The organism is Bacillus marinisedimentorum, from assembly GCF_001644195.2.
Classification (GTDB): domain Bacteria; phylum Bacillota; class Bacilli; order Bacillales; family Bacillaceae_O; genus Bacillus_BL; species Bacillus_BL marinisedimentorum.
In genome coordinates, this window is the sequence record NZ_LWBL02000026.1 from 70,446 (window position 1) to 85,993 (window position 15,548).

General features: G+C 43.1%; 13 protein-coding genes. All 13 read left to right on the forward strand.

The genetic code is table 11. The features are described 5' to 3' along the window. Nucleotides 1–2: 2 nt before the first annotated feature. On the forward strand, nucleotides 3–1,316 hold the full coding sequence (xylA, locus tag A4U59_RS07925) for a xylose isomerase (RefSeq protein WP_066172690.1): 1,314 nt from the start codon (nucleotides 3–5) through the stop codon (nucleotides 1,314–1,316). Nucleotides 1,317–1,388: 72 nt separating this feature from the next. After that, nucleotides 1,389–2,888 carry a xylulokinase gene (gene xylB / locus A4U59_RS07930; RefSeq protein ID WP_066172692.1) on the forward strand — a complete coding sequence of 500 codons (1,500 nt, stop codon included), beginning with the start codon at nucleotides 1,389–1,391 and terminating at the stop codon, nucleotides 2,886–2,888. A gap of 76 nt (nucleotides 2,889–2,964) precedes the next feature. After that, nucleotides 2,965–3,945 carry a Gfo/Idh/MocA family protein gene (locus A4U59_RS07935; protein WP_066172694.1) on the forward strand — a complete coding sequence of 327 codons (981 nt, stop codon included), beginning with the start codon at nucleotides 2,965–2,967 and terminating at the stop codon, nucleotides 3,943–3,945. 19 nt (nucleotides 3,946–3,964) lie between these two features. Then, nucleotides 3,965–4,951, forward strand: coding sequence for an aldo/keto reductase (locus A4U59_RS07940; RefSeq protein WP_066172698.1), 987 nt, complete (start codon nucleotides 3,965–3,967; stop codon nucleotides 4,949–4,951). A 321-nt stretch (nucleotides 4,952–5,272) separates the two neighbouring features. Beyond that, nucleotides 5,273–6,382, forward strand: a complete 1,110-nt coding sequence (locus A4U59_RS07945; protein ID WP_066172700.1) for a GntR family transcriptional regulator — start codon at nucleotides 5,273–5,275, stop codon at nucleotides 6,380–6,382. Between the two features lie 137 nt (nucleotides 6,383–6,519). After that, on the forward strand, nucleotides 6,520–7,857 hold the full coding sequence (locus tag A4U59_RS07950; RefSeq protein ID WP_066172701.1) for an ABC transporter substrate-binding protein: 1,338 nt from the start codon (nucleotides 6,520–6,522) through the stop codon (nucleotides 7,855–7,857). 81 nt (nucleotides 7,858–7,938) lie between these two features. Beyond that, nucleotides 7,939–8,799 (forward strand): carbohydrate ABC transporter permease, encoded by an 861-nt coding sequence (locus A4U59_RS07955; protein WP_066172703.1) that lies wholly within the window; start codon nucleotides 7,939–7,941, stop codon nucleotides 8,797–8,799. A 16-nt stretch (nucleotides 8,800–8,815) separates the two neighbouring features. Then, nucleotides 8,816–9,640, forward strand: coding sequence for a carbohydrate ABC transporter permease (locus tag A4U59_RS07960; RefSeq protein ID WP_066172707.1), 825 nt, complete (start codon nucleotides 8,816–8,818; stop codon nucleotides 9,638–9,640). Between the two features lie 21 nt (nucleotides 9,641–9,661). Beyond that, entirely contained in the window at nucleotides 9,662–11,710 is a 2,049-nt protein-coding gene (locus A4U59_RS07965; RefSeq protein ID WP_066172712.1) for a beta-galactosidase, read from the forward strand. A gap of 206 nt (nucleotides 11,711–11,916) precedes the next feature. Further along, the gene (locus tag A4U59_RS07970) at nucleotides 11,917–12,546 is read left to right on the forward strand and encodes a YesL family protein (protein WP_066172714.1); all 630 of its coding nucleotides are present in this window, start codon (nucleotides 11,917–11,919) and stop codon (nucleotides 12,544–12,546) included. 58 nt (nucleotides 12,547–12,604) lie between these two features. After that, nucleotides 12,605–13,555, forward strand: coding sequence for an aldo/keto reductase family protein (locus tag A4U59_RS07975; protein ID WP_066172716.1), 951 nt, complete (start codon nucleotides 12,605–12,607; stop codon nucleotides 13,553–13,555). 86 nt (nucleotides 13,556–13,641) lie between these two features. Then, the gene (locus A4U59_RS07980; protein WP_066172718.1) at nucleotides 13,642–14,802 is read left to right on the forward strand and encodes an MFS transporter; all 1,161 of its coding nucleotides are present in this window, start codon (nucleotides 13,642–13,644) and stop codon (nucleotides 14,800–14,802) included. A gap of 39 nt (nucleotides 14,803–14,841) precedes the next feature. Beyond that, nucleotides 14,842–15,540 carry an L-ribulose-5-phosphate 4-epimerase gene (gene araD / locus A4U59_RS07985; RefSeq protein ID WP_066172720.1) on the forward strand — a complete coding sequence of 233 codons (699 nt, stop codon included), beginning with the start codon at nucleotides 14,842–14,844 and terminating at the stop codon, nucleotides 15,538–15,540. The last annotated feature ends 8 nt before the right edge of the window (nucleotides 15,541–15,548 follow it).

Here is a 15,548-nt window from a genome sequence, read left to right on the forward strand (position 1 = left end):
CAATGGCATATTTCGAAAACATCAATCACATCGCTTACGAGGGAGCCCAATCCTCTAATCCGTTCTCTTTCAAACATTATAATCCGGATGAAATCATCGGCGGAAAGAAGATGAAAGACCACCTGCGTTTTGGTGTTGCGTACTGGCATACATTCACGATGGATGGGTCCGATCCGTTCGGAGCGGGGAATATGCTGCGGCCGTGGGATCACTATAGCGGAATGGATCTTGCCAAAGCCCGTGTCGAAGCAGCATTCGAATTCTTTGAAAAACTCGGTGCGCCGTTCTTCTGCTTCCATGATGTAGACATTGCTCCGGAAGGCGATACATTGAAAGAAAGCAATGATAATCTTGATCAAATCACTGCGATGATTAAGGATTATATGAAAACGAGTAACACGAAATTGTTATGGAATACGGCAAATATGTTTTCTCATCCAAGATTTGTCCATGGAGCTTCAACGTCAAACAATGCCGATGTGTTTGCCTATTCAGCTGCGAAGGTGAAAAAGGGCCTTGAGATCGCCAAAGAACTTGGCGCTGAGAACTATGTATTCTGGGGCGGGCGTGAAGGATATGAAACCCTGCTCAACACGGATATGGGGCTTGAAGTTGATAATATGGCGCGTTTCTTCCATATGGCGGTTGACTATGCAAAGCAAATCGGATTCGACGGCCAATTTCTGATTGAGCCAAAACCGAAAGAGCCGACGAAGCACCAGTATGATTTTGATGTGGCCACTGCAATGGCGTTTTTACAAAGGTATGATCTGCAAAATCATTTCAAATTCAACATTGAAGCGAACCATGCAACGCTTGCCGGCCATACGTTTGAACATGAACTCAGGGTGGCGCGGATCAACGGCATGCTCGGTTCTGTCGATGCGAACCAGGGTGACACCTTGCTTGGCTGGGATACGGACGAATTTCCTACCGATCTTTATTCCACAACACTTGCCATGTACGAAATCCTGCAAAATGGCGGGCTTGGAAAAGGCGGGCTGAACTTTGATGCGAAGGTGCGCCGCGGGTCCTTCGAAGCGGACGATTTGTTCCATGCCCATATTGCTGGAATGGACAGTTTTGCGATCGGCCTGAAAGCTGCACAGAAGATGCTTGATGAGCGTGTCCTTGAGGACTTCATCGCTGAACGCTACAGCAGCTATAATGAAGGAATCGGCCGTGATATCGTAGAAGGAAACGCGGATTTTGCGAAGCTTGAAGAACATGCGCTTAAGCTTAAGGAAATCAAAAATTCTTCCGGCCGCCTGGAATATCTGAAATCGCGGATCAACCAGGTACTTCTGAGTATATAAAATCGTTTCTGGGTGCCGGGTCATGATGCCCGGCACTTTCCGTATCTGCAGACTGCAAAGGAAGGTGATTTGATGAAATACGTAATCGGAGTCGATCTCGGCACGAGTGCAGTTAAGGCGATGCTTGTAAATCAACAGGGTGAGGTGGTCCAGGAAGAGGCGAGGTCCTACCCGTTGATTCAAGAAAAATCAGGATATAGTGAGCAGGATCCGGAAGAATGGGTGAAAAAAACGAAAGAAGCGCTTTCCAAGCTTATCGATAACTTCAATGGAAACCCGGAAAGCATAGAAGGACTCAGTTTTTCCGGCCAGATGCACGGACTTGTGCTTCTTGATAATGAAGGGAACGTGCTCCGGAACGCAATCTTGTGGAATGATACGAGGACGACCGAGCAATGTGATGAGATCTATAAGAAAGTAGGCGAGCGCCGCCTGCTGGACATTACGAAAAACCCCGCCCTCGAAGGGTTCACCCTCCCGAAATTGTTATGGGTTAATCAGCATGAACCGGAAATAATGGCGGAGGCCGAAGTGTTTTTGCTGCCGAAGGATTATCTCCGTTATCGTATGACAGGGAAAATCAACAGTGAGTATTCTGATGCTGCAGGCACATTACTGCTTAATGTCGGTAAAAAAGAGTGGAGCGGGGAGATTTGTGAGGCAGTCGGCATCAACCCTGATATGTGTCCGCCGCTTGTCGATTCACATGCTAATATAGGCAGCCTTTCCCCTGAGTTTGCTGAGGAAACAGGGCTGCCCTCTTCATTAACTATATTTGCCGGCGGTGCCGATAATGCTTGCGGTGCGATCGGTTCTGGCGTTCTTTCCGAAGGGGAAACGATGTGCAGCACCGGAACGTCCGGGGTCGTACTTTCCTATGAATCAAGGAGTGATCAGGATTTTGGAGGCAAAGTCCATTACTTCAACCATGGGGATGCAGACGCCTTTTACACAATGGGTGTTACGCTTGCTGCAGGTTACAGCCTTTCCTGGTTCAAAGACAAGTTTGCTCCGGAGGAAAGCTATGATGAATTGCTGGAAGCAGCCGGGAAAGTTCCGCCGGGTGCCAACGGCCTGCTTTTCACACCATACATCGCGGGTGAACGGACACCGCATGCCGATGCAGCAATCCGCGGCAGTTTCATCGGGATGGATGCTTCGCATGAAAAAAAGCATTTCACAAGGGCGGTATTGGAAGGAATCACTTTTTCACTGGCGGAGTCACTCGAAATTTTCCGCAATAATGGGAAAATCATTGAGACGATCGTATCAATCGGCGGCGGTGCAAAAAGTGAAACATGGCTGCAGCTTCAGGCAGATATGTTCGATGCCGACATTGTTAAGCTGAAGAGTGAGCAGGGTCCTGGCATGGGGGCGGCCATGCTCGCGGCATATGGGGCAGGGTGGTTCGATTCTTTGAAGGAATGCGCGGATGAATTTATTCACGTGCAGAAGATCTATTCACCTGATAAAAAGAAGGTAGTTGTTTATAAGAAACTGTTTAAGATTTACCAGGAAGTTTATACGCAGACAAAACCATTAAATGATGCATTAAAGCCGTTCAGGAACTAATTATGCATAAACAGCACCTTAGAAGAATCGATTATACGTTTCGCCAGGGTGCTGTTTTTAAAATGGGAGGGGTACGATGCAAACCATCCGCTGGGGTGTTTTAAGTACAGCAAATATTGCACTGACAAAGCTGATACCGGCCATGCAGCAGGCCGAGCATACGGAAGTGCTCGCCATTTCCAGTTTGAGCGGAAAAGCGAAAGATACTGCGCAGGAACTGGGCATTCACCGGGCATACGATCGTTATGAAGAGCTGCTGAATGACCCGGATATTGATGCGGTTTATATTCCGCTTCCGAATCACCTGCACAAAAACTGGGTGGAAGAAGCCGCCCGGCATGGAAAACATGTGCTCTGCGAAAAGCCGGCGGGCCTTACATCCTCAGAAGTCCAGGAAATGGCGGCTGTGTGCCATGAGCATGACGTCATTTTCATGGAAGCCTTTATGTATCAATTCCATCCACAGCATGAACGGGTGCGGGAAATTATCGATTCAGGTGAAATCGGAGAAGTTAAATTGATTAAGGCAAGCTTCTCATTCTATCTTGACAATCCTGATCAAAATATCCGCATGTATCCTGCCAAAGGCGGAGGAAGTCTCTATGATGTCGGATCCTATTGTCTTCATGTAATCCGGAAATTTGGAAATGGGCGAGTTTTGGATGTCACTGCCCGGGCTTCTTTTGATCTAAAGTATGAAGTTGATACGTCAGCAGCCGGAGTCATCACGTTCGAAACTGGCGTGTTGGGTGTGTTTGACTGCAGTTTTGAATTGAATTTCCGCCATGAATATGAAATTGCCGGTTCCAAAGGAAGTATAAAAGTTCCAAGAGCCTTCCGCCCGGATGTACATGATGGAGAGGGGATCATCCTTGTTGAAGCAGGCGGTAAAGTCAGGGAAGAAAAAGTAAAGGGCGACCAATACCGCTTAGAGGTAGAGCATTTCTCACAAACAATCAGAGAAAAAGGCATACCTTTTTATTCAGCGGAAGAGACGTTAGAAAATATGAAACTGATTGATGCATGTTATCATTCTATTAAGAACCACGCTACATAAAACAAGGAGGTGAGCCGGATTGCGATATCGCGATCTTGGCAATACAGGACTGAAAGTAAGTGAGTTGAGCTTTGGGACATGGGCAATTGGCGGAGCCTGGGGGAAAACAAATGACCAGGAAGCGCTTAAAGCGCTGGAAACCGCAATGGATAATGGCGTGAACTTCTTTGATACTGCAGATGTATACGGTGATGGACACAGTGAGGAGCTGCTTGCCAAAGCGACAAAAGGCAAGGAAGATGAGATTCATATCGCCACAAAGTTCTGCCGGGCCGGTGATATCCATGATCCGGAGACGTATTCCGAAAAGTCGGTAAGGACTTATCTGGAAAACAGTTTAACGCGCTTGGAACGGGAACGGATCGACCTTTACCAGATTCATTGCCCGCCTTTTGATATTCTAAAAGACGGCCGCGTATTTGAAGTGCTGGATAAACTGCAGCAGGAAGGGAAAGTCCGCAATTACGGTGTCAGCGTGGAAACTGTCGAGGAAGGGCTGTACCTTGTCAATAACGTGCCAGGCGTAAAAACACTGCAAGTGATCTTTAATATTTTCCGCCAAAAGCCGCTTGAAGAATTGTTCCCGCTGGCCAAAGAAAAAGGTGTGGGCATCATTGCAAGAGTTCCGCTTGCGAGCGGCCTTCTCACCGGCAAGTTTACGGAGTCGACAAGCTTCGAAGAGGATGACCACCGCCGCTTTAATGCGAACGGGGAGCAATTCAATGTGGGTGAAACGTTTGCCGGGCTCCCATTCGAAAAAGGCGTGGAGCTGAGCCGTGAACTGAGCTGGATCGGAGAGAACCGCGGCAACATGACAAGGGCTGCTCTCCGCTGGATTTTCGAGCATGATTCCGTTTCAACGGTCATCCCGGGTTTCAAATCAGTCAAGCAGGTGGAGGATAACCTTGGGGCGCTGGAGGTTCCGGCGTTCAGTGATGTTGATATGGAACGTTTAAGTGATTTTTATCAAAGTGAGATCCGTGATCATATACGGGGAGTATATTAAATTTCGTTTTATAGGGTAACGCATTAGAAATTGGATATGATCAAAAAACTGGCCGCAATCTTAAATCAGCAGGATGCGGCCTTTTTTTGAGTCAGTTTATAAAGACCTGGCAGATCTATATCCGTTAGTAGATACTTTTCTATCAATTGGAAGATAATTATCATTTTAGGAAAAAGAAAACAAAATACGGAAAAAGTTTAAAAAAACGCTTTCAATAATATGTTGTTAAGGTTTATAATGGAAATAACTTGTACGGATGTGTCAGATTATAATTACTTAAATAATATAGATTGACCGTACAGGTCGTAAAGGATGGTTGACATGGAAGCTAATCAAACAAAGTATAACTTTGTAAAAGAAGAAATAAAGAAAAGCCTTTTACGGGGTGACGTCCTTCCCGGCCAAAAAATCGGCTCTGAAAATGAAATGATGACCAAATATCAAGTAAGCAGGCATACGGTAAGAAAAGCAATAGATGAATTGGTGAATGAAGGTTACCTTTACCGCGAACATGGGGTAGGAACATTCTGTAAAAATTGGAGCGATAGGACAGGCAGACAAGATAAAAAAACGATCGGCATTATTACTACATATATTTCAGATTATATATTTCCCTCCATCATTCGCGGAGCTGAACTTTATTTATCCAGCAAAGGGTATTCACTGGTAATTGCAAGCACAAATAATGATGTGAAAAAAGAACAGCAATGCTTACAAAGCATGATGGAGCACAACCTGGCAGGCTTGATCATAGAGCCGACCAAAAGCGCTTTCTATAATGAAAATTTGCCTTACTATATCAATATGTCTCAAAACAAGTTCCCATTTATCATGATCAATGCTTCTTACGAAGGAATAGACCCGCCAACAGTAACATTGGATGATGAATACGGCACTTACATATTAACAAAGCATTTGATTGAATTGGGTCACAAAAGAATTATCGGAATATTTAAAACGGATGATAAGCAAGGTCTGGAACGGATGAAAGGATTCTTCAATGCACATAAAGAATTCAACTTACCGGTACAGTCGGATTTAATTGTTACGTATGAAACCGAAAATAAAGACTTTAAACCAGGGGAAAATTTGATAGAGATTCTTGAAAACGCTCAGGATAAACCTACTGGAATCGTACCTTATAATGATGAACTTGCCATCCATATCATCAACGTGCTCAGGGATAGGCAGATCAAAATTCCTAAAGATATTTCAATCGTCGGTTTTGACGATTCTTCGCTTTCTGAAACAACTGAGGTTAAGTTGACGACGGTAAAGCATCCAAAAAGTGAGATGGGAAGGGCTGCCGCTCAGTTGATTGTTAGTATGATTGAAGGCAAAGGGGAAGAAGTCAAATCAGTCAAATACAGGCCTGAATTGGTTCAAAGGAAATCGGTGGATAAACCGAATCCTCTACCTTCACCTAATTAATGTAACGGCAGGATTTTTTTACCCTGCCACAACTCATACGTACAAGTTGATTATTTCTAAATATAAATGCTTGGTTGTACGTAAAAAGGGTTTATCGTCCATAGGACTTTAAATAAAAATATTATGGGGGGTTCAATATGAAGAAAATTAAGCGCTTTCACTTAATGGTATCTCTGCTCCTGATTGTTTCACTTCTTGTGGCAGGATGTTCGTCAGGCACAGAAGATACAACTTCATCAGGCAATGGCAGCGAGGGAGACAGTGGTGAGATTTCTGGAGAAATTACGGTAGGCGGCTGGGAATTCATTGAAACGTCTCTAAAAGCGCCTTTGGAGGAATTTAATAAAGAATACCCGAATGTGAAAGTGAACTTCAAGGTCGCACCGCCGGATGAAACTTACAAAAACCTGCTATTAGGGTTATCTTCTGGACAGGGCGCGCCAGACGTGGTTGCTATAGAAAATAAAAACCTTGCTCAGTTTGTGGTAACGGGTGAATTGGAAGACCTTACTGAAAGAATAGAACCTTATAAAGATCGATTTAATGACTTTAAGCTGCTGGATGCTACGCATGAAGATAAAATTTATGCTGTACCTTGGGATAGCGGCCCGACCGGTATTTATTATCGCCGGGATGTTTTCGAGGAGGCGGGATTACCATCCGATGAGGCTTCAGTTGCAAAGCAGCTTGCAACCTGGGATAAATATTTGGAAACAGCTGAAATCATTAAAGAAAAAACCGGGAAAAACATGCTTTCTCTTTCCAAGTCGAATAACTACGCTCGGATTTTTGAAATGATGATGCAGCAGCAGAATACCTGGTACTACGATGAAAATGGAAAAGTCATCGTTAATAACGAAAAGACAAAACGAATTCTTGAATATTTCCAGAAGCTTTGGGATGGAGGCTATACAGAAGAAACCACACCTTGGACAGATGGATGGTATGCAGGAATGGCTGAAGGAAATGTTGCTACAGCTCCAAATGCTGTATGGCTAGGCGGTTTCTTAAAGAGTTGGATTGCTCCTGATGCAGAAGGAAAATGGGGTGTTGTCCCTCTTCCAGTATGGGAAGAAGGCGGAAACCGCACTTCTAATGATGGGGGTTCAACGCTGGTAATCACAAAGCAATCAGAAAACAAAGAGGCTGCCTGGGCATTTGTAGAGTTCATGCTTACAAGAGATGACAGCCAGTTGGCGATCTTTAAAGAAACTGATGCATTCCCTTCACTTGAAAGTACGTATGATGAACCGTATTTTGCTGAAGAAGACCCTTATTTCGGTGGACAAACATATCGTGAGCTCTTTACCGAGCTGGTTGGTGAAGTGCCGTATGTGAATTATACAGACGATTATGACCAGGCTTATGACCTTGCCATGGTTGAAATATCCCAGCTTGGCATGGGAAAACAAACAGTGGATGAGGCTCTGAAAAACCTGGAGAAGAAAATCAAAACGAAAACTGGCCGCGACTAAACACGGATTCAAACAGGCAGCTGCACTAACTGCAAGAGGGTGCAGCTGCTGAATGATATGTTGTGCCTGGGGGGCAATAAAATGAGACTAAATAAAAACTTGGCGCCATATGTATTTGTCTCACCCTTCTACCTTTTGTTTGCCGTTTTCATGCTTTATCCTCTCGTTTTTTCACTCTATATGAGCTTTACAGAGTGGAATGGAATCGGCGAGATGAGGTGGGTAGGGTTTCAAAACTACAAAGCGTTATTTTCAGATGATGTTTTCGTTCAGTCTCTCTGGAATGCGCTGATTCTTTTTGTTATGTATGTTCCTGTTATGTTATTTTTTGCACTTGTATTGGCGGTGGTGTTGAACACAGGCCTTGTAAAATTTCAACGGCTTTTCCGAACGATTTATATTACACCGTACATAACTTCGTTAGTAGCAATTGGATTCACATTTGTGATGATTTATGACAAGGATTACGGGTTGTTGAATATGGTTTTGCAGGCAATCGGCATCCCCGAAATCAACTGGCTCGGTACGGTTTGGGGAGCGCGATTTGCACTCGCTTCACTCATAATTTGGCGGTGGGTTGGATACAACATGATCATTATGCTGGCTGGTCTGCAAAACATTCCAAATGAACTTTATGAAGCTGCTACAGTAGATGGCGCGGGGAAAATAAGAAGTTTCTTTTCAATTACTGTTCCAATGATGAAACCAGTAATTTTATTTACAGCCATATTGTCTACAGTAGGTACATTTATGCTCTTCGTTGAACCGCTTGTTTTGACGCAAGGCGGCCCTGTTAACTCTACAATCACCCCTGTTATGTATTTATACCAGCAAAGCTTCGATTATTTGAAGTTCGGTTACGCGTCAAGCATGGCGTATATATTCTTTATCCTGATTTTTATCGCTTCATTAATTCAAATTAAAGTCTTTGGAAAAGAGTAAAGGGGGGAGAAAAAATATGTATAGAAGGATACTGCCTAAAACAATAATGTATGTTTTGCTCGTTTTATTTGCTGTCACAATGCTTCTCCCTTTTGTATGGATGGTCAGTTCTTCGTTGAAACCATTGAGCGAAATCTTTTCTCATCCGCCTACTCTTATCCCTGAAACATTCCGATGGGAGAACTTCAGTGAATTATTTGAGAAGTTCCCCTTTATTCAAAATATATTTAATAGTCTATACATCGCTGTTGTCTACACAGTTCTTGCTGCTTTCTTTTGCGCGCTGGGCGGCTTTGCGTTTGCCAAATATGAGTTCAAATATAAAAACATTTTATTTATTATTCTTTTCGGCTCTATGATGATTCCTCAGGAAGTCCTCATGATTCCGTTGTATGTAGTGTTTAAGAATCTGAATTGGATTGATACGCACTGGGGGTTGATCATACCGGGAATTGCCAATGCGTTTGGGATATTCTTTATGAGACAGTTCATTCAATCTGTGCCTAACGATTTGCTTGATGCTGCAAGAATCGATGGATTAGGGGAGTTTGGCATTTTCACCAAAATCATTTTACCAGTTATTAAACCGGGTCTTGCAAGCCTGGGGATTATCTTTTTCATGAATTCCTGGAACAACTTCCTATGGCCGCTCATTTTATTGAAATCTCCTGAAATGTACACAGTCACAGTTGCTATCTACTCAATCACCGGTGGATTGAGACAGCCTTATCACTGGATTTTGGCAGGTTCAGTCATATCCGTAATTCCATTGTTCGTGATCTTTTTGATCTTTGAAAGACAGTTTATTGCCGGTATAACCCAGGGAGCTGTAAAAGGCTAAAAAAGTAAAGAGGTGTTAGGTGTGGCAAAGTTTGTGAAAAATAAGGAATTTCAGTTAGGTGTATGTTATTATCCTGAACATTGGCCGGAAGATTTATGGGCTGACGATTTCAAGCGTATGATCGAGTTGGGCTTTTCAACCATACGGATAGGGGAGTTCGCCTGGTCTGTTTTTGAACCTGTTGAAGGTGAATTTCATTTTGAACTGTTTGACCGGGCGATCGATCTTGCTCATCAATATGGACTCAAAGTTGTATTGGGAACACCAACAGCCACCCCCCCTGCTTGGTTGACACATAAGCATCCGGAAGTATTGAATGTGTCGCAGCAGGGTGTGCAATATCAACATGGGCAGCGGAGACACTACAATTATAACTCTGAAGTTTATAAGAAATTCACAGAAAGAATTGTTAGAGAAATGGCAAGTCATTATAAAAATCACCCGGCTGTCATTGGCTGGCAGATTGATAACGAACTGAACTGCGAGACAAATGTTTTTTATTCTGAAGCCGATCACCATGCATTTCGCATTTGGGCTAAGGAGAAGTATGAAACACTTGATAAATTGAATGAGGCATGGGGCACGGTATTCTGGAATCAGACATATACCGACTGGGAACAGATTAAGCTTACTGGCCCAACCATTTCAGATTCGCCGAATCCGCATCATTCTCTTGATGAAAAACGCTTCTTTTCAGACAGTGCCATTTCCTATGCGAAGCTGCAAAATAACATTATAAGGGAGTTAGCGCCTCATCAATGGGTCACAACCAATGGAATGTTCGGCCATTTGAACAACCATAAAATGACAGAAGACCTATTGGATTTTTTTGCATATGATTCCTATCCGAACTTCAGTACGATTTATCCTGATACGGGTGAAAAACCGTTATTGGACCGAAAATGGAGCTGGAATTTAAGCAATGTAAGAAGTATTTCCCCAAGTTTCGCTGTGTTTGAACAACAATCAGGTCCTGGCGGCTGGGTTAATAGAATGGAACAGCCGTCACCGAAACCGGGACAGATGAGATTGTGGACATACCAGTCGATTGCACATGGCGCAGACATGCTTTTGTATTTCAGGTGGAGAACGGCAACAAAAGGCACTGAAATCTACTGGCATGGCATTAACGATTATCATAATCAGCCTAACAGGCGCGTATCAGAAGCACGGCAAATCGGTGAAGAACTAAGCCGTATCGGAAACAAAATCAAAGGATCAGAATATCAGGCAGAAGCTGCAATTCTGCGGGATTACGACAATGAATGGGATGGAGAGATGGACCTGTGGCATGGCCCATTATCAGCCAAAAGCAATCTGGAGTGGTTCAAAGCTTTCCAATATAAACATATACCGGTTGATGTACAATACCTTTTTGAAGATTCAACTGTAGACCAGATAAAAAAATACAAAATTTTAATTTACCCGCATCCTGCCATTTTATCTAAAGAAACTGCAGATCTATTAACGGAATATGTTAAGCAAGGCGGGACTCTCGTGTTTGGTTCCAGAACAGGATACAAGGATACTTCAGGACAATGTTACATGAAACCGTTTCCGGGAGAAGCCAGTGAACTTGCCGGTGCTACTGTAGAAGAGTTTTCGTTAGTTGCCCATACCCAGGAAGGGCCGGCATTCCGCTGGAATCAAAGAGAATTTAAGAATGAGAGTTTCTTTGAAATCTTAAAAGTCCAGGCAAAGGGTATAGAAGTACTCGCCAGGTATGAAGGAAGTTATTATGACGGTAAACCTGCCCTCGTAAAAAATAAAGTTGGAAATGGATCTGTATACTACTTCGGAGGAACTTTCACAGAAGAACTTGCAGGTATGATTCTGAGTCATGCTGATATTCATTCGGTTGTTGACGGAAGCATGGCTTTACCGCAGGAGATGGAACTGTCTGTTCGTGAAAATACAGATGGCAGCAAGTATTATTTCCTCCTGAATTATAGTGACAGAGTCCAGGAAATCGAATTGAAAGAGCCGTTTATTAACTTACTTAGCGGTGAAGCGGTTAATGGTGTCTTTGATTTGGAACCTTTTGGTGTCAGTGTCTTTCATAAAAGATAATATGTCTGTCTGGGATATGTTCGATTGAAAAGGTTTTCGGAAGTGTTCTAGGATATTGCTTACGGAAGATTACAATTCTGAGCAATCTCCTGAAACAATCTGGGTAGAAAATGCAGATTTAAGTTCCAGGTAAATGTTTTGCCGGCAAATAATAGAATTATTCAGTTTACCTGATTCTATGTAAACAGGGATTTGGGGTTGAACACATGATTAAAAACGGTTTTTCAGGTTTTCTGTATGTTTCTTCAGAATGGATTATGAGGTTTGGCATAGCAACGGTGCTATGGGCTGTTTTTACCATCCTGGGTTTTTTCATTTTCGGAATAATGCCTGCCACTGCCGCATTGTTCGGTCTTGCAAGAAAATGGGTGATAGGAGAGCGGGATGCCCCTTTAATTCGTACGTTTTGGATGTTATATAAGAAAGAATTCAAAAGCTCGAACATTCTTGGATTGGCTCTATCCATAATGGGGCTTGTGCTTTATATGGACTATAAGTTTTTCCAGTCATCTGAACAGCTGATCTTTCAGTTACTTTCATATATGTTAATCTTCTTTATTTTTATTTACTTTATTGTTTTGATATATATTTTCCCTCTGTTTGTCCATTATGACCTGAACATCAGAGATTATTTTAAGAATTCTTTTTTAATCGCTGTATCAAGTCCTGTTGAAACACTGGGTATGATTGGGAGCATATTGGTGATTACATATGCGACTTATCTTTTTCCGGGTATCTTTTCGTTTTTCATCCCAAGTATAGTGGCTTTTACTCTGGTGTGGTTTGCCAATAAGGTATTCAAAAAAGTGGAACGAAAAATAGATGCCCTGGTTTAAATCGATAGAGCATAATGCATAAGTGCAGCGGCTCGCAATAAAAAGAAGAGGTGGTCATATGCAGTATCGGAAACTGGGCAATACAGGTCTGAAGGTAAGTGAAATCGCGCTGGGCAGCTGGTTAACTTTTGGGAATTCGGTTGATAAAAGTCAAACCAGGAGAATCATAGATAGGGCTTATGGTTTAGGAGTCAACTATTTCGATACGGCAAACGTTTATGAGAGTGGAGAAGCTGAAAAAGCAGTCGGGGAGGCGCTCGGAAAGTTTCCCCGCAGTTCTTATGTGCTGGCTACCAAGGTTTTCTTCCCTATGGGTAATGAACCGAACAATAAAGGGCTTTCCAGAAAACATATATTTGAACAGCTCCATGCCAGCCTGGACAGGCTGCAGCAGGATTACGTTGATATCTACTATTGCCATCGTTTTGATCCTGAAACCCCTATAGAAGAAACGTTGCGGACAATAGATGATATGGTCAGGCAAGGCAAAGTCCTGTATGTTGGCGTAAGTGAATGGACAGCAGCCCAAATGACGGAAGCTCTAGGTGTCGCTGACCAATACCTGCTGGATAAAATTGTAGTCAATCAGCCTCAATATAATATGTTCCATCGTCATATCGAAAATGAAATTATCCCCCTGGGGGAAAGAAAGGGCATTTCACAAGTTGTTTTTTCTCCGCTTGCCCAGGGTGTATTGACCGGCAAATATAAGTTAGGAGAGGACTTTCCATCAGGAAGCAGGGCAAGAGATGAGTCAGCAAACATGTTTATGGACGAGCTTCTTACACAACAGACGTTGAAAAAGGTGGAAAACTTAAAAGGAATAGCGGACCAAATGGATATCAGTCTTTCACAACTGGCAATCGCATGGATTCTTAGGAATCCAAATGTAGCGAGCGCTATTGTTGGGGCGACGAAAATACATCAAATAGAAGAAAATGCAGGGGCTTCCGGTATAACCTTGAGTGAAAATGTTATTCAAGAAATTGAAGGTATTCTTGAGCATTAATGAAATGAGTTTTGGGTAAAGACGGCTTGATCAAAGATTCCCCAGAATAAAAGATTGGCTGGTTTCACCCAAAAGGAGTCCTCTATTTGGCAAATAACAAATCTGTTTTTTCGTTAAAGGCGTTTTTATACTTTTTTAATTCAACGGGTACTCTCATTATCAGCTTTCTACCGCTTTATTTCAGGGACAAAGGACTTAGTGTTTCAGAAATCGGAACAGTCCTTTCTGTAGGCCCTTTCGCAGCACTGCTTGTTCAGCCGATGTCCGGGTACTTGAGTGATAAGTATAAAACGGTCAAAGTTATCTTGCTAATTTGCCTGATTGGTGTCCTTATCAGCAGTACCATTTTATTTAAAATGGAATCTTTTTTTCCGGTATTGATTATGATAGCAGTTTTTTACATGTTTATGGGTCCAATCGGACCGCTGGCAGACAGTTTAAGCCACCGGGCAGCGAGTCTTTCAGGTGTTCCATTCGGAAGTATCCGAATGTGGGGTTCAATTGGATTTGCAGTAACATCACTTGCCGGAGGACTTGTTTTGGAGAAAATCGGGATAGAGAATCTCATGTACCCGTATTTTATTCTTGCATCAGGTGCACTGTTAACAGTTTTGCTGGTCAGGGATGTCACGGTTTCATCTGTACCAGTGACTTTTTATGAAGCTTCCAGACTGCTGAAAAAACCCGAGCTTTCCATTTTTCTTTTGCTCATTGTCTTTATAACAGTTGCTCATCGAACCAATGATTCATTTATGGGACTTTATATTGAAAGTCTTGGCGGTACAGAAATGCTGATTGGATGGGCATGGTTCATTGCAGTAGCGGCAGAAGCCCTGGTATTTGCAACAAGCGGATTATGGTTCCGTAAATATCACGAGCTTACCTTTCTTACAGTTGCAGGGTTGTTTTATTCGGTTCGGTTTGCCCTTATGTCCTTTGTAGTCAATCCGGTCATGATCCTCTTTTTGCAGCCTTTGCACGGCGTAACGTTTGGCCTGTTTTATATGGCTTCGTTCCAGTATGTAACAAAGATCTTGCCCCGGCACCTGCTTGGAACAGGCCACCTGCTTTTAATAGCGGTCTTTTTCAATGTGTCAGGTATTATCTCAGCTATGTTCGGAGGAATGATTTTTGAGAGGGCAGGAGCAGATACCCTATATCAGATAATAGGAGTTAGCGCCATGATTGGAAGCTTGTGCTTGTTAGCCTACAAACAGAGCTTATTACGGTGGAAGAAGGCAGTATAAACATATTTTCATTACTGATCTGGAAAGGGGTGGATCCACATGTTGTCACGTTTAAAAGAAGATGTACTGAAAGCCAACTTGGACCTTCCAAAGCATGGACTGGTGACGTTCACATGGGGGAATGTCAGCGGAATAGACCGCGATACAGGTCTCGTAGTCATCAAGCCGAGTGGTGTTGCCTATGAAGAGATGGAGATGAAAGATCTTGTTGTTGTTGACCTTGACGGCAATATTGTTGAAGGGGAGATGAAACCGTCATCTGATACCCCTACCCACCTTGCTCTGTATAAGTCTTTCCCGCAACTGGGCGGGATTGTCCATACCCATTCATCCTGGGCAACAAGCTGGGCGCAAGCGGGGCGTGATATTCCTGCTTTAGGGACCACGCATGCCGATTATTTTTACGGAAAAATCCCATGTACGAGGAAGTTGTCTGAGGCTGAAATAAACGGTGATTATGAACTTGAGACAGGAAATGTAATAGTAGAAACGATTTCAAAGAGAGGGATAGATCCCATGCAAATTCCGGGAGTCCTTGTCTATTCACATGCTCCGTTTGTATGGGGGAAAAATGCAAATGAGGCCGTATATAATGCAGTTGTACTGGAAGAAACCGCTAAAATGGCATATCGGACCTATGGATTGAATCCGGATATCCAGGCAATGGACCAGGTCTTGTTAGATCGCCATTTTCTAAGAAAACACGGAAAGAATGCTTACTATGGACAAACAAGATAAGGAGGTCT